This window comes from Arenicella sp. 4NH20-0111 (assembly GCF_040366405.1).
In the GTDB taxonomy this organism is placed as follows: domain Bacteria; phylum Pseudomonadota; class Gammaproteobacteria; order Arenicellales; family Arenicellaceae; genus Arenicella.
The window spans coordinates 205,129-222,123 of record NZ_BAABWF010000004.1; the positions used below are offsets into that span (position 1 = coordinate 205,129).

At 44.9% G+C, this 16,995-nt stretch carries 14 protein-coding genes; 9 read left to right on the plus strand and 5 right to left on the minus strand.

Features of this window, described 5'->3' with window-relative positions:
• Window positions 1-178: 178 nt before the first annotated feature.
• Genes ABWW54_RS10795 through ABWW54_RS10805 form a run of 3 tightly spaced genes read left to right on the plus strand, consistent with a single transcriptional unit; the run spans window position 179 to window position 5,904 of the window.
• Window positions 179-2,590 carry a hypothetical protein gene (locus ABWW54_RS10795; RefSeq protein WP_353412263.1) on the plus strand — a complete coding sequence of 804 codons (2,412 nt, stop codon included), beginning with the start codon at window positions 179-181 and terminating at the stop codon, window positions 2,588-2,590.
• A complete protein-coding gene (locus ABWW54_RS10800) occupies window positions 2,590-4,149 on the plus strand; it encodes a DUF1501 domain-containing protein (protein WP_353412264.1) in 1,560 nt (519 codons plus the stop codon). Before ABWW54_RS10795 ends, ABWW54_RS10800 begins: the two co-directional genes overlap by 1 nt.
• 33 nt (window positions 4,150-4,182) lie before the next feature.
• Window positions 4,183-5,904 (plus strand): PQQ-dependent sugar dehydrogenase, encoded by a 1,722-nt coding sequence (locus ABWW54_RS10805; RefSeq protein WP_353412265.1) that lies wholly within the window; start codon window positions 4,183-4,185, stop codon window positions 5,902-5,904.
• Between the two features lie 24 nt (window positions 5,905-5,928).
• Here the strand turns inward: ABWW54_RS10805 and ABWW54_RS10810 are convergent, their stop codons facing one another.
• Window positions 5,929-6,795, minus strand: a complete 867-nt coding sequence (locus ABWW54_RS10810) for a LysR family transcriptional regulator (protein WP_353412266.1) — start codon at window positions 6,793-6,795, stop codon at window positions 5,929-5,931.
• A gap of 50 nt (window positions 6,796-6,845) precedes the next feature.
• Between ABWW54_RS10810 and ABWW54_RS10815 the strand changes: the two genes are divergently transcribed.
• Together ABWW54_RS10815 and ABWW54_RS10820 are read left to right on the plus strand one after the other, a co-directional pair.
• Window positions 6,846-7,304, plus strand: a complete 459-nt coding sequence (locus ABWW54_RS10815) for a VOC family protein (protein ID WP_353412267.1) — start codon at window positions 6,846-6,848, stop codon at window positions 7,302-7,304.
• Window positions 7,301-8,263 (plus strand): 2-hydroxyacid dehydrogenase, encoded by a 963-nt coding sequence (locus ABWW54_RS10820; RefSeq protein ID WP_353412268.1) that lies wholly within the window; start codon window positions 7,301-7,303, stop codon window positions 8,261-8,263. Before ABWW54_RS10815 ends, ABWW54_RS10820 begins: the two co-directional genes overlap by 4 nt.
• Before the next feature lie 92 nt (window positions 8,264-8,355).
• Here the strand turns inward: ABWW54_RS10820 and ABWW54_RS10825 are convergent, their stop codons facing one another.
• The gene (locus ABWW54_RS10825; protein ID WP_353412269.1) at window positions 8,356-9,036 is read right to left on the minus strand and encodes a hypothetical protein; all 681 of its coding nucleotides are present in this window, start codon (window positions 9,034-9,036) and stop codon (window positions 8,356-8,358) included.
• A gap of 354 nt (window positions 9,037-9,390) precedes the next feature.
• Between ABWW54_RS10825 and ABWW54_RS10830 the strand changes: the two genes are divergently transcribed.
• The 4 genes from ABWW54_RS10830 (at window position 9,391) to ABWW54_RS10845 (ending at window position 13,639) form a co-directional block, all read left to right on the plus strand.
• Entirely contained in the window at window positions 9,391-10,650 is a 1,260-nt protein-coding gene (locus ABWW54_RS10830; RefSeq protein WP_353412270.1) for an APC family permease, read from the plus strand.
• A gap of 32 nt (window positions 10,651-10,682) precedes the next feature.
• On the plus strand, window positions 10,683-11,444 hold the full coding sequence (locus ABWW54_RS10835) for a dimethylarginine dimethylaminohydrolase family protein (protein ID WP_353412271.1): 762 nt from the start codon (window positions 10,683-10,685) through the stop codon (window positions 11,442-11,444).
• 164 nt (window positions 11,445-11,608) lie between these two features.
• Window positions 11,609-12,268 (plus strand): DsbA family oxidoreductase, encoded by a 660-nt coding sequence (locus ABWW54_RS10840; protein ID WP_353412272.1) that lies wholly within the window; start codon window positions 11,609-11,611, stop codon window positions 12,266-12,268.
• Between the two features lie 288 nt (window positions 12,269-12,556).
• On the plus strand, window positions 12,557-13,639 hold the full coding sequence (locus ABWW54_RS10845; RefSeq protein ID WP_353412273.1) for a TonB family protein: 1,083 nt from the start codon (window positions 12,557-12,559) through the stop codon (window positions 13,637-13,639).
• Between the two features lie 527 nt (window positions 13,640-14,166).
• Here ABWW54_RS10845 and ABWW54_RS10850 read toward each other — a convergent pair.
• From ABWW54_RS10850 to ABWW54_RS10860, 3 genes are all read right to left on the minus strand, one after another.
• Window positions 14,167-14,949 carry a hypothetical protein gene (locus ABWW54_RS10850; protein WP_353412274.1) on the minus strand — a complete coding sequence of 261 codons (783 nt, stop codon included), beginning with the start codon at window positions 14,947-14,949 and terminating at the stop codon, window positions 14,167-14,169.
• A 186-nt stretch (window positions 14,950-15,135) separates the two neighbouring features.
• Window positions 15,136-15,687: a class I SAM-dependent methyltransferase gene (locus tag ABWW54_RS10855; RefSeq protein WP_353412275.1), complete on the minus strand. Its 552-nt coding sequence runs from the start codon at window positions 15,685-15,687 to the stop codon at window positions 15,136-15,138.
• Between the two features lie 355 nt (window positions 15,688-16,042).
• The gene (locus tag ABWW54_RS10860; protein WP_353412276.1) at window positions 16,043-16,966 is read right to left on the minus strand and encodes a phosphatidylserine decarboxylase; all 924 of its coding nucleotides are present in this window, start codon (window positions 16,964-16,966) and stop codon (window positions 16,043-16,045) included.
• Between the last annotated feature and the right edge of the window lie 29 nt (window positions 16,967-16,995).

Genomic DNA, 16,995 nt, shown 5'->3' on the forward strand with positions numbered 1-16,995 from the left:
CTGTCGTTGTCGATTGTTCGCCGATTCCCAATCAGGGAATTGAGAGCCGCCAGCTTGTATGAGATAAAACGCTCCGAAGGTACGTCTAACTGAACACCCTTTCAGATAGTTTGGAAGGAGTTTTGATTAGTTATTTTAATCCCTACCACCATTAAAAATTATGGCTTTGTACTTTAAAATGAAAACGATTACCAATGATGGCTGTGTTGGTAGCAAAATGAAATTTGAGCTGCTGGTCGTTGTCTCATTGATTCTTTTCTGTAGTTTAGACACACATGCTCAACAGCAGCCAAGTAAGTCGCCTATTGCGGCGATCATAATGCTATTGCTGGACGAGTCAAATGATCCAGAGCAACCGATAGAGCTAATGCTAGAATCGACCCTGAATGAACAATATGGTTTTCGCTATGGGGGAGGAATTCATCGTGATGGACTAAATATTGGGTTCGTAACTCAGTCGTCTGATCTAATTCTTTGTTTTACAGCAATCGATATTCAGCCCGAAGAACTTTCTATTGTTTTTAATGGGCAAGAGTTTGGATTTGTTGTTGAAGGCAATAATTGTGTTTCCCTATCTCAGGATCTACAAAACGTTGGTCATAACACACTTGTTTTGCGGCATAACAACCCTGGCAGTCGTTGGGGCGTGACGGGGTTTAGGTTGGTATTGGATTCACAGGAAGTGCTAGGACTTCCCACCGTTAACGCGTCTCAATGGAATGCCAGCGCAGTCCGTAAAGTATTGAAAATATTTGCGTTTGGTGGTCATGCAACGGATCAACAAATCGACGTCTGGGCCAGTCAGAGACCAAACGATGCAATTGTTGAGATGCTTAACTTTTCGCAACACAACGCGTTGTTATCGCCGTTGGCGGATGGTGAAAGGTATTCAGAACCAGCGACTATGTTCGGCACCTTTAGAGAATTTGCGCACGACTATTTATCACAAAGTAGTTCCAATTTACCAATACCTATTGGTCCTTACTCGAGAGGGCGCTTTAATGGATCATTAGGTGGAGACCACCAAGGTGTGTTCGTGCGTATGGCGACCGTCAGAGGTCTAAATCCATTTCGACAACGAATTGGCCTATGGGAGACCAACTATCACTTAGCGGTTAATCTGGGTACGGCCGTCGAGTATAAGCAAATGACGCGATTTTATGATCAAGTAATGGAGGCTCATGAATCTGGCCTGAGCTATCAGCAAGTCATGGCGACGGCCGCAAAGTCAGCCGCAGTAGCTTTGCAATACGGTCATCGTTCTAATCAATGGCGATACGACCCAAATACGGGTGTGTTTCGTTGCTTTTGTAATGATGATTTTGCGCGCGAAATACATCAGCTCTACTTCGGGATTTTTGGAGTGGCCGATCCAGACGCGCACGAAAACATAACAATTCGCAATACTTCAAAGTTACTGACGGGGATGAACCTGGATTATTCTCCGACCACGGGCTTGGCTGATGAGATTCGGTTTTCCACGCAATTCCACCATACTGAGCCGCTGCAAATTCTAGGAGAAACCATCGACGGCGCAACTGCTAGTGAAAAAATCGATAATTTGTTCGAATATTCGATGCAACACCCGGAGAGTCTTGAGTCGCTTCCGATTAAAATTATCGCGAGTCTCGCCGACGATAATCTCAATGAAGAAAAGTCAAATCAATTGCGACGAGCATGGGCTCTCATGGGTAGGGACAAGGACTTTTTGGCATTTATTCGGGCTTACGCAATTTCAACTCTGTTTCACAGTGAAAGCCAGCGTAAATACTTAACTTCTTTTGAGCGAGCGATATACCAACAGAATAAAATCACCCTAGATAATACCGAAGCCTTATTGCAAACGGATAATATTGCACTCGATTTGACTTCAGTTTTTACGGGCGAAGACTTACAAATATTCTATCCTTCGCATAATGTATTTGGTGGTCAGACGGCGTTGGAAGCGGCTAATTCGGCCAAGGTGTTTCAGCGTAACTTTAATGCTGCTAGTCGCAATATAATTGACTTTACAAGAGGGGCCTCATGCTCTGATTGCGATTTCGGTCAGCCCTGGCAAAAAGATTGGGGCGCCGTGATCCCAAACAAAGATGGGCGCTACGTCGTGGATGACGTGGCAGAGTGGTTATGGATTCACATTATTGGCAATTTAGATAATTACACCGAGCTTGAACGCGCACATTTGATTCCAATCATCGGTGCTCTAAATCCGGCTGGTCACGAATACAACGAGTTTAGAGCTTATGATCGCCATTTTGATCTCGCTCAGCTTCTTTGTATAAGAGCTGAGAGAATACTTGACGGAGAGACCGATAATGGCCTGCAGGATCTTGTGAGTCCTGACTCATGGCGAAACTATTGTGTTCATCCATACACTGCTGCTGAACGTGCGTCCTTAACACGAAGTCTATCATTAGCCGAACTTGGAAGTAGCGGCCATGTAGGAGAGCTACTTCGACAAATTGGTGAGGCCGAAATACCCCTTGCACACGCCAATGACGAGATTAGGTTGGAGGCCAACCGTCGTATTCAAGAAGCGGTCGCTTTTATATTTTCAACGCCCTTTATGTTTGCCGAGGAGAAGCAATAATGAATAGACGTGATTTCTTAAAAAACTCCATATACACCTCGTTGCTTTACGGTGCCGGTGGCTTACCATCATTCGTACCTCAGGCGAGCGCAGCCCCAGCTCCCTTACAAAATAATTTATTGGTTAATGTAACGTTAGACGGTGGTCCAGATTGTCGGCACTTCATCGTGCCTGAATACGATAGTGATACGAGTAGTTTTGCGTATCAATACTGGAGTAACCGAACAAGAACTCATCGCACTGGCGACAATCCGGCCGCGTGGGCTGAACGTTGGAGCCAATACTACTATCCAATAACAATCGATTCTCCTGGAACACCTAACCACAATGTTACGTTTGGCATATGGAATGAAGCTGGCTGGCTGATTGATATGTTTGAACAAGGTAATGTGGCGATCATTTGTAATGCGGTAGGCGGACTTAATCGAGCACACGACCATTCAACGCTCATACTAAATCAAGGCGACCTAACTGCAGGCAGTCAAGACTTTGAGCATTCGGGTTGGGGTGGTCGGTTGGCCAGGGTCGCTAATTCAAATATCGTTTCCGTGTCCAGAGCACCAAGTGGTTTTTGTTTTGGACCGAGTGGCAACAGTCCAACGTTAGATCACTATCATATTGATAACCGTGACTTGCTTTCAATTCCAGACACTCGCGCCGTGGGACTTCATGGCTTTGACCCCGAAATTGAGCAATACACGAGTTCCAGTCAAAGAATGGCGCGTTCCTTAGCTGGTTACTATGACTCGCTTCGAGCTCAGCAGGTGAGTGATTTATACGATAAAGCGCAGAGTCATGAGCAAAAAATCAGACTCTTTGGCGACTTAATCAATGAACGGATTGATTTTGCAGAAAATGAGTTTATCCGAGCACTGTATTCTAATTCCGGGCATGGTATTAATCTTGACCAAGGCGGAACGCCTCGCCGTATTTTAAACTTTGGGCAATTTGGACGCGAAATCAGAAATTTGGCAGACTGCATTGCATGCAATGACTTGCTTAATATGCGGGTGGCATCGATGGCCTATGGGAATTGGGATTCTCATGCCGAACAAACCGTGATACCAGACGGTTCTAGTGATTTTAACGACCCCGAACTAGAGCGGGGAATCGAAAATAATGTCAAAGACTTGTTTGGTGGTCCATATGGAACATTGTCCAATGGACGGCCTAACGATCTGCACAGCGGTTTCTCCGCGTTGTGGCAGAGTTTGAGCCAATCTGATAAGGATCGCATGGTGATCACATTGGCTGGAGAATTCGGTCGGCAGATTAAAGATAATGGTGATAATGGCACCGATCACGGGAGCGGTAACATTATGTTTGTTATCGGTGAGGCGGTAAATGGTGGCGTTTATGGCGAAATGTTTCCAGAAGCCGAAATTGATCGTTATGAAAACGGAGGCTTTACTCCTGAAATTACAGGATTGACTCAAATCGATCGTATATTCGCTCCGGTGTGTGACTGGGTAGTGCCCGGCGCTGGCGATATAGTTTTTCCGAATCACGCTAACGCCGATTTAGAGGCCGGCGTTTCGTTAGACAACCTGTTTGCTTAGCGCTCTGTATTTGTTGTTGATTAGCTTATTTTTATGTCTAAAATTGCGATCATCATTCTGATTTTTCTTTATGGCGAGGCTTGTGCCATGGGGGGCTTTCTAGATCGCTGGTCAAGTCGTTACCCTGAATCGGAGGCTCAAGAAGCAGGGTGTCAATTATGCCATCAAAGAGAAGACGGAGGCGATGGGTGGAATGCCTATGGGTGGAGACTACGCACCGAAATGAGTTTGTCTGGCCGTCCTTTTGAAACGGCGGTTGAAATTTTGGAAGGCCTAAATCCGGATTTGGATCCTACCGATACACTATCAATAACCGAAATAGAGTTGGGGACGCAGCCCGGTTGGACCGTGGGAGCACGTAACACGGTTTTTTTTAGGAGCGGCTCGATATTGTTAATGCAGCTTCCACCTCAAGAATTTGACAGTTCGATAGACGTTGATCCACCTGTCCCTATCGGTAACCCATTTAGCCCTCAGATTCTCTTAGGAGATATCAAAGTTGATCATTCAACGATAGCAAGTGGGTTTCAAAAACCATTTATTGGTGCTCGAGCAATCGGCTTACGAAATGTTGTATTCGTTGTTGAACAAAGAGGAGTGGTTTGGGCGGTCAATGTTGAGTCAGGTCAACGAAGACTTTTTCTAGACGTAAGAGACAATTTGGTTTCTCAACAGGACTTAGGAGAGAGAGGATTGATCGGGATGGTATTTGCTCCCGACTTTCTTCAAACAGGCATTTTCTATACTCACCAATCCGAACCTGCTGGTGACTTTGTCGCGGATTTTAGTACCATGCCGGTTGGTGTGGATCCAGACCATCAGTCAGTTGTATCCAGCTGGCGTTTGATTTCAGACCCACGACAGCTTTTTTCCCAACCTTCGTCCATAGAGAGTCGTAGAGTTTTAATGCGCGTTGATCAGCCACAAAGCAATAACAATGGCGGTGCAATTGGTATTAATCCAGCCGATGGGTACTTATATGTATCCATTGGCGATGGAGGAAATCAAGATGACGAAGAGGTAGGGCACGGCAGGGATGGAAATGGTCAGAACAATGAAACCCCCTTCGGAGCGATTCTAAGGATAGATCCTAATGCACGAAACTCTGAAAACGGCCAGTATGGGGTTCCGTTGGATAACCCGTTCATTGATGGCTCCGGTCTGGACGAGATCTATGCTCATGGGTTTCGGAACGTCAGGCACTTTTCGTTTGATAGTGTTACTGGCGATTTTTACGCCGCGGATCATGGACAATATCTGATTGAGGAAATCAACCTAGTTTCCAAGGGAGGGAACTATGGCTGGAACCGCAAAGAGGGCTCGTTCTATTTTTACCCAAATGGTCCGATTCAAGGGTACGTTAGCGACGAGCCTCATAGCGACCTTCCCGCGGATCTCATTGACCCGATTATGGAATACGACCGAGATGACGGTAGTCGTGTTGTTGGTGGGCATGTGTACAGGGGATCTAACATAAGTGCACTCTACGGATTCTATACGTTTGCAGATGACAATGGCCGTATTTACTATCAAGACGAAGATGGAAGTGTGACTGAACTGGTGACGACGTTACCAACAGGTACGCGCATCAAATATTTGATTCAAGGTGGCGATGATGAACTATATGCGCTTGTGGTGGGTTTACACTCGGCCTCCGCAGTAGATGGTTCGCTTATTCGAATTGGCGATACACGAGATCGTGATTTATGTTTTCCTATCAAGTCCGAACGTGCTCTGGCATTGATTTGTCTTTAGTATTTTTATTGGGCTAATGTTTGATCAAGAAAGAGACTGTAGTTTATTTTTACAAACAGAGATCAACCCCTGAAAGGGCGACGCACGACTAGAAACAAACACGATATCTCGATCAAAATTTGTGCTGTTATTCGTATCGCAAATAGCGACATCATAGCGGGTTGTCAAATCACTCCATTTTGGAATGACGGCCACCCCTAAGCCTTTTTCTACCATGCAAGCAATGGTTTCTAAGGAGTCAATCTCACAGAGTATTTTGTTGTTGTTTGAAGTTTTGGATATCCACTCCCAGGCAAGTTTTCCTCCCCAGGATTCCCGGTCATAGACGATCAACGGTTTGCTCTCTAGGTTGTGTTTTATAGTGTCTGGTGCCGTGTTGTGTTTTGAAATAAAGCACAGAGGTTGGCTAGAAATGAGCGTGGAGTGAAGGAATTTTGGTAGCTTAAAATTGGGTTCAACCAACAAGGCGCCGTCAATTTCTTCGCGTAATAGGCGGTCATATAGCTCGCTGGACGTACCAGGTATCACCATCAAATTTGACCGTGGTGCATCTTCACGAATTGATTGCGCAAGATTGGGTACAAAGTCAATCAGAGCGGTTGATATGGCACCAAGCTTTAAGGTTCCCATTAGTTCTCCGCTAAGAGCCTCTTGCTTGAGAATTTGCAGCTCAGAGACTATTTTTCTCGCCGTTGGCTCAAGCCGTAAACATTCTTCGGTAGGCAGAGCTTTATGGCCGACTCGGGATAAGAGTTGGCATTCTAGTTGGCTCTCAAGCGTCTTAATTCGTTGACTAATCGCGGTAGCCGTGATGTTTTCGGTTCTAGCCGCAGCGGCTATCGAGCCGTGATCAAGAACGGCAAGAAGGCTTTTAATAAATAGAATATCCATAACAAAATGTTAGATTTGAAACAATATAACAACAGTTTATCATTTGAAGAATGGCTGATAAATTGAGCGTTCAATTCATTTACGATTTCTTTTATATGCTACCTGTATTTCATTTTGCTTTTAACGTGACTAACCTCGATGAGGCACGAGACTTTTATTTGAGAATACTCAATTGTGCTGAGGGTCGCAGTGCAGAGACTTGGGTCGATATCAACTTTTTTGGACACCAACTTTCGTTACACCTCGGCCAGCCTTTTCCATCAGCGTATACTGGGTTCGTAGATGGCGTTGCCGTGCCGATGCCGCACTTCGGTGCCATATTGCCAATGTCTACTTGGGAAGCCGTATCCACCAAGCTAATCAGCCGGTCCGTTGAGTTTGTAATTAAACCGACTGAGCGCTTTACCGGTAAAAGCGGGCAACAGTGTACGATGTTTTTCCTCGACCCTTTCGGTAATCCAATAGAGCTAAAAGGCGTTCAGAACTCGAATCAGATTTTTAAACTATGAAACAAATCATTCCCTTTATCAGCAATAGCGACAATGACACTCAGACCGAGTGGTTGAATTCATTGAGGCAGGCAATGCCGAATTATCGAATCCTACCGTTCGCGGAACTCACATCTCATGATAAAACGGAGTCTACCGTCGCGATCGTGGCAAACCCCTCGATTGCCGAAGTAGATCAACTTCCTAACCTTAAATGGGTGCAGAGTTTGTGGGCGGGTGTTGAAAATTTGGTCAAAAGCGAACTCGACATGAGTGTCAAGATCGTAAAACTTACCGATGAACGACTCAGTCAAACTATGGTAGAAGCTGCGATCGCCAGTACGTTCTATCTGCATAGGGAAATCCCGGTTTATCGTCGACAACAGATCGTCGGTGAATGGAGTCAAAGACCCGTTGCGTTGGCCAGCGAGCGCACAGTTGGCGTGCTTGGGCTAGGTGCGTTAGGAGCCTGCGTTGCCAATCAATTAGCGACTTTGAATTTTAATGTGTTTGGCTGGAGCCGCTCGGTTCGCTCGGGCGAAAAAGGGGATAATGCACCAGAGGTAGAATGTTTTCATGGACAGAACGGATTGATGGAGGTTTTAAGACGGTCAGAAATCTTGATCGTTTTATTACCCTTGACCCAAGAAACACACGGGTTGCTTGATACGAAAAAGCTGAGCGTTTTGCCGAAAGGGGCGAGCGTGATTAACTTTGCACGAGGTCCGATAGTCGTAGAGCAAGACCTTTTGGGCTTACTTGATAGCGATCATCTCAATCACGCGGTACTGGATGTATTTGATCATGAACCCTTAGAGCCAAGTCATGCGTTTTGGCAACACAAGCAAATCACCGTGTGGCCGCACATCGCCGCGCCAACAGATAAACGATCCGCGTCTCGAATAGTGGCGATTAATTTAGATAAATACTTTGTGGTGGGCGAAATACCTAGGACGATTGATAGAGAAAGGGAATATTGAGTAGTTGTTTAAGAATAGGAGTATTAGGCCACATAAGTTCTTTATGTGGCCCGCCAAATCGTATAACTAGGCTCAGGTTACAATACTGATCGCTAGAAATGGTAGCCGATGCCAAACGTAGCGACGAGTTGTGCTTTGTTTAGATCATCTTCTATATCCCGCCTTTCGATTGCAATGTCTTCGTTTGAAACAATGCCATTGTTGCCTGTCAGACTTAAACTCACGTCTGCGTCATCGGTTGGGAACATGACGCCAACTTCGCCAAATATCGCGAAGCCAGACTCAATTTTACTTCGATTACCTAAGCCGATACTTACATACGGTGCAATTGAAGAGTGGTCTAGCTTTGTTTTCAGTCCGACTTTGTCAGCAACGACAACTTGTTGATTGCCGATTGTGAAATCTTTTTGAGGCGTGATTTTAAGATCAAACTCACGATCGAAGGAGGCGACGCCACCCGAGACAAAAAATTGGTTGGTAAAAGGGTACCAATCTAAACCAATTTTTCCGCCAGTGGATTTAATATCTCCACTGTATTTGTTATCCGAGACCCGTTCGTTCTTAACCGATTCGTCTATTTTGGATAGAGACGCTCTCCAGCGTATTTTATCTTCTTCTCCGAAAGACCAGCCTGTGTCGCCCGCAACATACGCGCCCGTTCCAAAGAGCCCGACGTTGAGCCCCGCAGAAATATCGCTTGCTTGGACATGCGTTGGCGTTGTGGAAAGTAGTAATGCGGTGCTAAACGATAATAGTGATCTGTAATGTTTCATATTTGTCAGTAATAGTGGTTTTAATGTATTTAACTCGTGAGAATTGATCTAATAAAGCCGATCTTACTGAGAGACTTTCGAAACATCTGTAACCAAAGTTAGACTGTTTGTGACCTAACACCACATACTGGGATGCTATTGTAGGGCTGTATCACGCAGACAGTCATGGATCAGCGCGGCCGTGGCATAGTTTCCTAGGTCACTATTGCAAGCTCTTGTTGCCATTAACTTAGCTCACGCGGTTGATACCTAGTGGTCGGTAAAGCAGTGAATGTATATTCAGTGAACGTGTCTATGGGGTCGATCCTAAACGGATCGTTGTAGAGTGATTAAAACAATGAAACAGGAAAGTGTATGACGTTGGGTTTTTGGCGATCGTGGTCCTTGGTTGTGGGAATGATGATCGGTTCAGGTATTTTCACGCTTCCAGCGGTTTTGGCCCCATACGGTGGTAACAGCTTTATCGCTTGGGCCGTCGCAGTGGTTGGCGCATTAAGTTTAGTTTTTTCGCTTAGTTACTTGTCGGCGAGAAACCCTCGCGCGGGTGGTCCGCAGGCATTTGTACTAGAGGCGTTTGGAAGGCAAGCGGCCATCATTGTTGCTTGGGGTTATTGGATTTCAGTCTTAGTGGCGGTAGCGGCTATTGCCTTGTCTTTTGCGGGCTATCTTGCGGTTTTTCTGCCTGTACTGGAGTCTAATCAGTTGTATAGCTCGGCGGCAGCCATCGTTGTGGTATGGATATTCACGCTTATAAGCCTGCGAGGTACGGAAGAAGCCAGTATCGTGCAACTGGTCACCTCGATCTTAAAGATATTGCCATTGCTGCTAATCGGAGTGTGTGGTTTGGCGCTGGGTGATTTCAGTTCTATTGAAAACGGCAATCCAAAGCAAGAGTCTTTTCCGACAATGATCTCCGGTATTCTGCTGCTCATTATGTGGTCTTATATCGGCATCGAATCAGCGACGATACCAGCTGAAGACACGATAGATCCTAAAAAGACTATTCCACGCGCCTTGCTCGCGGGCACGCTTACCGCAACCGCGGTGTACGTGATTTCCTTGCTTGGGGTGATGTCGCTACTACCGATGAATGAATTGGCCTCATCTCAGCACCCATTCTCAGACGCCGCTAAATCAATATTTGGAGCAAGTGGCGCTTGGTTTATCGCCGTCGGGGCGTTAATTTCAATTGGTGGGGCGTTGAACGCCTGCGTGTTTTTAACCGGCGTGGTGCCCTCTGCGGGCGCTAACGACCGTTTGTTTCCACGTTGGTTGGGCGATGAGGGAAGTGGCGGCAGTGAAGACAGCTCGAATAAAGGAGCTGAAGAGGGCACCATTGGCAGGCGAGCCATCCTATTTTCTAGCACATTGGCCACACTGCTAATCATGACGAATGCACACAAAGGTTTACTAAAGTCATTCGAGCTGATGATCTTAGTCTCTACTTTTTCAGTTTTAATCGCTTATTTAGGTGCCGCTTTAGCCAGCGTGAAACTACAATGGGCTGATCGAGAAAAGGGTGTGGCTGTTAATTCGGTTACCTTTGCTAATTCATTACTGGCCAGTGCTTTTTCGGCATTTGCGTTGTTTGGTGCTTGGTCTTTATATAACTAACCTAGAATCACATCACCGTGATGAGTATTTACATGTTTAAGAATGCGATTGTTCGAAAGCCCGCTCGCTCCATGGTTAACGGCTTAACCTCCGCTAGCTTAGGGGCTCCTAATTATGAACTTGCTTGTCAGCAGCACGCCGACTACGTTCAGGCGTTGAAAGAATGTGGACTTAACGTCCTAGTACTGCCCAGTGAAGAAAGCTACCCAGACAGTTGTTTTGTTGAGGACGCCGCGTTAATGACGCCAGACTGCGCTATTTTAACTCGCCCCGGAGCCACAACTCGTCAGGGTGAGGTGGCGCTGATTGAGGCCGCGGTGAAATCGCATTACGACGCGGTGTATACGATCCAATCGCCAGACACGATTGAGGCAGGTGATATTATGATGGTTGGCAATCATTATTATATTGGTCTCTCAGATCGTACTAATGCTGACGGCGCTGATCAAATGATTCGAATCCTGGAAGAAAACGGCATGCAAGGTTCGGTTGTTGAGATGTCCGAAATGTTGCATCTAAAAACGGGTTTGAGTTTTCTGGAAAATAATAATTTGCTGGTCTGCGGAGAATTCGTTTCCAAGGTTGAGTTTGATAAATTTAATCGACTTGAAATTCCAATGGACGATGCCTATTCAGCAAACAGCGTGTGGATAAACGGTACTGTGTTGGTGCCTGCTGGTTTTGATAGTACCGTGGAAAAAATACAAGCCCTTGGCTATCAAGTTCGTGTTGTGGAAATGTCTGAATTTCAGAAACTCGATGGCGGGTTGAGTTGTTTGTCTTTACGGTTTTGACTTAACATTTTACCGACGTGAGGGCGCCGATTAGAATGACCATATTCTCGTGTGCTCTAGATGTCGTGCCTTGAATAGTGGGTTCTTGCCCCAAAATACTGTGGGGAGCAAGTCGGCCGCGTAAGCCAGTGCACCTTTTTATCATCAACTCGACCCAGATAATCATGAAAAATAGTATCTCCATTCAAATTGTGTCAGATGTTTCATGCCCTTGGTGCATCATCGGGTATAAATCCTTGCAGGCGGCAATAGATGAGTCAGGTGCCAGCAACACTGTCGATTTGCATTGGAGGCCGTTTGAATTAAACCCAACTATGGCGTTAGAGGGGCAGGACCGAGCCGAACACCTCCAGCAGAAATACGGCGGCACAGAAGAACAGATGGCCGCGAATAGGCAAGCCATACAAGATCGTGGTTTGGCTGAGGGGTATGAGTTTAAGTTCCCGAAAAATGGGCGCGTCTACAATACCTTCAATGCGCACCGTCTCATCCATTGGGCAGCTGAATTTGGTTTGCAAACTGAATTAAAGTTGGCACTTTTTGATTTGTTTTTTCAGCAAGGCGGTAACCCAAGCGACGAAGCCCAGCTGTTAGACGTGGTCGCGGCCGTTGGGTTAGATGCTGAGTCAGCGAAGAGCGTGTTGGGTTCAAATCTATATGAAAAAGAGGTGAGGGCAGATCAAGCTCTTTCACAACAACAGGGCATAAGCTCGGTTCCAGCGTTTATCTTCAACAACAAATACATGGTTTCTGGAGGGCAACCCAAAGAAACGTTCATCAACGTGTTAAAACAATTAGATGAAGAAGCCCGCGAAGCCGTGTAAAAGGCGCTAAAGCGCAGAGAGCCTTATCTGTTGTATCATGACCGTGGTGGTGGCTTTATTGTGCGGAAATTAGTTGTTTCAGAATGAGGCGCGTTAGAACAAGGATTGAAGAAACTAATCTTTAAGTACCTAAGTACCGACTGACGTTGTTGGTATTTAATGTGACAATTCGAAAACCAGAATTCAATAAAATATAACAATGGCTTTAGGATACTCAAAAAGAGGCATTCGTCACTATCAAAATTGTCGTATTATCTCGAACGAATTCACAAAGAAGCTGGATAGAATATGAAATGCATGAATCAGTGCTTTTTGCTGGCAGCATTAATGATTGTTACGTTAGTGGAGCCTTTATTCCTTAAAAATCAAGCAGTTTGGGCAGCTAAAGTAGACAAGGCCATACATCGCAAAAATATAAAGGCCTTTGAGCAAATTAGTGACAGCATTGATCGTAAAGACTATAAAACTGCGTCGATACAACTTGATAAACTAGCGAGTATAACGAAATTAAATAACCTTGAACGGGTCTACATCGCAAACTTTCGCAGCTTTATTTGCTCTTACAATAACGATCTAGAATGTGCTGTTTCAGAACACAAAAAAATTCTAGAGAGAAAAGCTTTCATTCCAGAAACGTTCTATCTCAACACACTGCGCTCATTAGCTAACTTCTATTTTAACGAAGAGAATTATTCGGAGTTTTCAGCCTATGCAGATGAATATTTGTCTGCATTATCTAGTGATAGGCTCAGCAAAGAACTGTTGGTTGGGAAGACGTATTTTGCTTCGCAAAACTATGAGAAGGCCCTTTCATTTGTTTTAGCTCGGCTGGATATGGTTCCTAGCAACCAACTTCTAGACAGTAGGTGGGTCTATTTTCTTATTAAAACTTATAAAGCTCTAAATAAACTAGAAGAAGCTTTGGCATTTGTTGATTCAATGAACGCCTTCAATCCGACCATAAAATACAAGTTGAGAATTGCTCAGTACTATGATGATTTAGGGATGAAAGAAAGAGCACAATCGTTCCGCCAAGAACTTATAGACAAGGGCCTTGCCGGATACAAAAATGATAAACTCGTCGTTTGGAATTCGGAAGGTCCTCCGTTGCCAATTTATAGGCCTACTCCTAATTACCCTTATCGTGCGAGAAAAAGACTTCTGGAAGGATGGGTAGACCTCATAGTGGACATTGATGTCTCTGGGAAAACAAAAAATATTCGCATCACTGACTCGAGCAGGCGAAAGATGTTTGATAAAGCTGCGTTAGAGGCAGCAAAGGGCTACATATATGGCCCCTTCATAAAAAACGGAGAACGTGTTGAATTTAAAGACCATAACTTTCGAATAAGCTTTTTGTTGAATAATTAAAAATATCTAGAACGGCGCTAGAAATAAATTGGGACATAGGATGGTCTTATGCCAAATCAATCATATTAATACTTGAACCTATTAAGTCCGAAATGCGCAATCCAGCGTCTATTTAAGTAGCTAATTGATACCGATGCCTCGCTTCACAAGATTACAAACATCCGATTCCATCTCTCGTAGGGGTATCGATTTAGGTCTACTCCCCAAATGAGTTAGATGAATGGCAGTCATTAGTAGCCGCTTTCATTGAATCAATTGAAAAACAGTGGCCTAGTCGAATTATTTATAAATGGCAGGGTGGGCACACCATAGAAAGGTCCAAGAAAAATCTTGATGTGCAGTAATTTAGCATTGAACTTTAGTTTTGAAGCGGAGCCTGTTGTAGGCAAAAGCTGACACTTATTGTCAGACTGAATCTAGATTCGATTCATTAATGTATTAAATCTCGTTTAGACTTTTCCGCATCAGTGAATATTGCCATCGTTAATGCAGTCAGCTTGCTAGGTTGGTTTAGAAACTCCTTGCGCTTAATCTTGCTCTAGAACCTTACGCCAGTCTAAATCCACCCCCCAGTCTTCTGTGTCGTAGCCGAGTTTTAAGCCGAGTTCCCAGCTCTCGTGATGTTTCTTTTCGGGCTTTGGGGTAGGGGGGGGCTTTAATCGATTACCCGTAACCACTATTTCTTCGATTAGTGTTTCAGACAATGCCGTAAAGTACTCGGTAGGCGGCGGGGTGGGCGTTTCCGTCGGTTCGCGTTCACAGCATTTTTTGTTCCAGGTAAGGTGTGACTCAAATCGGTACTCTTTAAGTTCTCTTATTCGATAGGTGGCTATTTCGTCTCCAGGTGGAAATTGATCAGCCCCAAGTGTCACTGTTTTTATGGCACTTACTTTTATCTCGAAAATTTCGTACCTTACTCTTAAGTAAACATCGTTTGTGAAACAGGCGACTTTTTGTTTCAAGGCTCTGAGTTTCTTAGTGGAATAGGACACCAGCTTGGCGTCTAATTCCAGTTTTGTCTCAATGGCAGTTTGGATGCCGGTTAGCGTTGACGGCGTGCCTCCAAACAAGTCTTTGATTCTCGCTAGGCTGGCTTTCTCGCTTTTCTGAAGCGAGCTGAGCTGAATCGTCGGTGTAAATCGTTTAGGTGGCTTATAGGGTGTAATGGCTTTTGGTGGTGGAAAGCAATCTATTGTGATGAGCTTAAAGCACTCTTCTTTATCTAGCGCCGTCAAGCTAGCGTCAGTTTTGTCAATCAAGGTCTTGGTGAGCTTGATTGGCCCCCATGTCTTAATGATTGGTTTAGCCATGTTTTTCTCCTTTACTTACCAACAGTCTAGTATGTTGTTGTGAGTAAATCACTAGCACAGCAAGAGATATATAGAATAGGATGGTTGGATGAGCCAGCGGAATTGTTTGAATCGCTTAAGCTTTAGTATCGGTAGACGCCCATCTGTGGCGAATAAACCTTTTACTTGATGACCTCTAACCAAGCCTTATTTGGTACAAAATACTATTCTACCGCGAGTTTTTTCCAGCCCCATTTTAATGGCCTCATCATGGGTTACTAGGTCGCTCACCTTAAATGTACCTACATTAAATCCGGCCCCTCTTAACCTGTCTACATAGTCTGGGCCATACCGACGAACGTGATCTTCTTGACCATACAAACGTAGGCGTTCCTTAGGGTCGGTAATGGTGGGGTCTTCGATGGTTTTCTTGGCGCTAATAGGAACCAATAAAATAGCCCACCCGTCAGTTTTTAACACTCGGTGAAACTCTCTCATTGCTTTAACGTCATCCTGAACGTGTTCGAGAATATGGCTGCAATAGATTGCATCAAATGACTGATCTTTATGTGGTATTTCACATACATCGAAAGAGGTCATGGCTATTGGGTTATGTAAATCGGCGCTCAAGTAACCCTCGCCTAAAGACGCCCTGAAACGTTCCTCAAGGCAGGCTTCGGGGCCAACATGAAGGAGTTTGGGAGTGGCAGCTGAAGCATGTTTATCGCGCTTTTTGAATAGTGAGGTTTTTTGTGACAAAAATAAGCATGACAGGCGTTGTCGCTCTAACGATCCGCAGCGAGGGCACATGGCTCCTTTTCTGGTAATTGCACCCGCATCAAGGAATTTACGCGCTCTAAAATCACAGACCGAGCAAGACCTTGCATTGCCTCTATAAAACAAAGACGTTAATAAACGCGTTTTTTGAAACAAGCGCCTAATCGCCACCTGAACCGGGTTTGGCAGTCGACTTACAATTTTTCGGAGAGGCAAGGGCATTTACAATAAGTTTTAGCGTGGTGTCAATGAGCATTATCCTTATGGAAAAAGCGCGATAACACAAGTGCTAGGATCAAGCTGAAGCCGTTGAGGTCATGCCAGATTCTAAAATGATCTATTTATCATCCAATAGGGCGACTTCTTCTCCCAAGTGCAGATAGGTTTCAATGCCATCTTGGGTATTGCTTAGTATGTCTTCAGACGGGCTCCACCTGCCTTTCTCACCCAGTAGAATTACCGTTGAACCGCCGAATAAAAAGTGACCTTTTTCATCACCTTGTTCGTGTGGTGTAGTTTCGTCATGATGTTGAATGATTTTTCCAACCATGGCGGCGCCCACCTCTATGTAAGCGAGCTTGCCGAAATTTTCAGTTTCAAGAATCGACGCTCTTCGTTCGTTTATGATGAAGATTTCAGGCTTCGACTTTAATGCGAGCGGGTTAACCGAGTGATATTGACCTTTGATGTCGAAGCTATCCAGAGTCGTTCCTGACAGAGGGTAGTGATAGCGGTGGTAATCTACGGGGCAAAGCCTGGCGACTAAAAGTGGGCCGCCTTCAAAGGTAGAGGACCACTCAGACCCTCCGAGAAGGTCTCTCGAATTAAGCAGTTTGCCTTTGACAGGAATGCTAACATCATCGTTGATTGCTTCATGGCCGAAATAGCGCGCTTCACAAAACGCAGGCATCTTGTTTTCGTCGTCAACGAACGTTCTTTGGTCAGCTTCAAACTCTCTGATAAAAAACTCATTGAATGTTTTGTAAGAGTTCTCTTTCTGTTCGCTTGATACAGACCCGGCCTTGTAAATTGATAAGTCGATATTAAACTTTTCAACAAACGGCGGCACTTTACTTTTAGACACCGCCAAATCTTGATAGCCGCCATACAGTTGGCTAATGGGCTTAGACGCTATTATTGGTGCGAGGATTTGACCAAGCCAATTGTCGTAAATAAACTTAATCGCACTGTCACCGTATACAAGTTCAGTCTCCTTTTTTTGGGTAGACCTATTAAAATACACAATTTCGTTATCAGACATTTTGGGACCAGGTTAAAAGCAAACGGATA

Excerpts from the sequence above, each read along its gene's own strand:
- ABWW54_RS10795 (WP_353412263.1), top strand. The coding sequence starts at position 179 with ATGAAAACGATTACCAATGATGGCTGTGTTGGTAGCAAAATGAAATTT.
- ABWW54_RS10800 (WP_353412264.1), top strand. The coding sequence starts at position 2,590 with ATGAATAGACGTGATTTCTTAAAAAACTCCATATACACCTCGTTGCTT.
- ABWW54_RS10805 (WP_353412265.1), top strand. The coding sequence starts at position 4,183 with ATGTCTAAAATTGCGATCATCATTCTGATTTTTCTTTATGGCGAGGCT.
- ABWW54_RS10810 (WP_353412266.1), bottom strand. The coding sequence starts at position 6,795 with ATGGATATTCTATTTATTAAAAGCCTTCTTGCCGTTCTTGATCACGGC.
- ABWW54_RS10815 (WP_353412267.1), top strand. The coding sequence starts at position 6,846 with ATGGCTGATAAATTGAGCGTTCAATTCATTTACGATTTCTTTTATATG.
- ABWW54_RS10820 (WP_353412268.1), top strand. The coding sequence starts at position 7,301 with ATGAAACAAATCATTCCCTTTATCAGCAATAGCGACAATGACACTCAG.
- ABWW54_RS10825 (WP_353412269.1), bottom strand. The coding sequence starts at position 9,036 with ATGAAACATTACAGATCACTATTATCGTTTAGCACCGCATTACTACTT.
- ABWW54_RS10830 (WP_353412270.1), top strand. The coding sequence starts at position 9,391 with ATGACGTTGGGTTTTTGGCGATCGTGGTCCTTGGTTGTGGGAATGATG.
- ABWW54_RS10835 (WP_353412271.1), top strand. The coding sequence starts at position 10,683 with ATGTTTAAGAATGCGATTGTTCGAAAGCCCGCTCGCTCCATGGTTAAC.
- ABWW54_RS10840 (WP_353412272.1), top strand. The coding sequence starts at position 11,609 with ATGAAAAATAGTATCTCCATTCAAATTGTGTCAGATGTTTCATGCCCT.
- ABWW54_RS10845 (WP_353412273.1), top strand. The coding sequence starts at position 12,557 with ATGAAATGCATGAATCAGTGCTTTTTGCTGGCAGCATTAATGATTGTT.
- ABWW54_RS10850 (WP_353412274.1), bottom strand. The coding sequence starts at position 14,949 with ATGGCTAAACCAATCATTAAGACATGGGGGCCAATCAAGCTCACCAAG.
- ABWW54_RS10860 (WP_353412276.1), bottom strand. The coding sequence starts at position 16,966 with ATGTCTGATAACGAAATTGTGTATTTTAATAGGTCTACCCAAAAAAAG.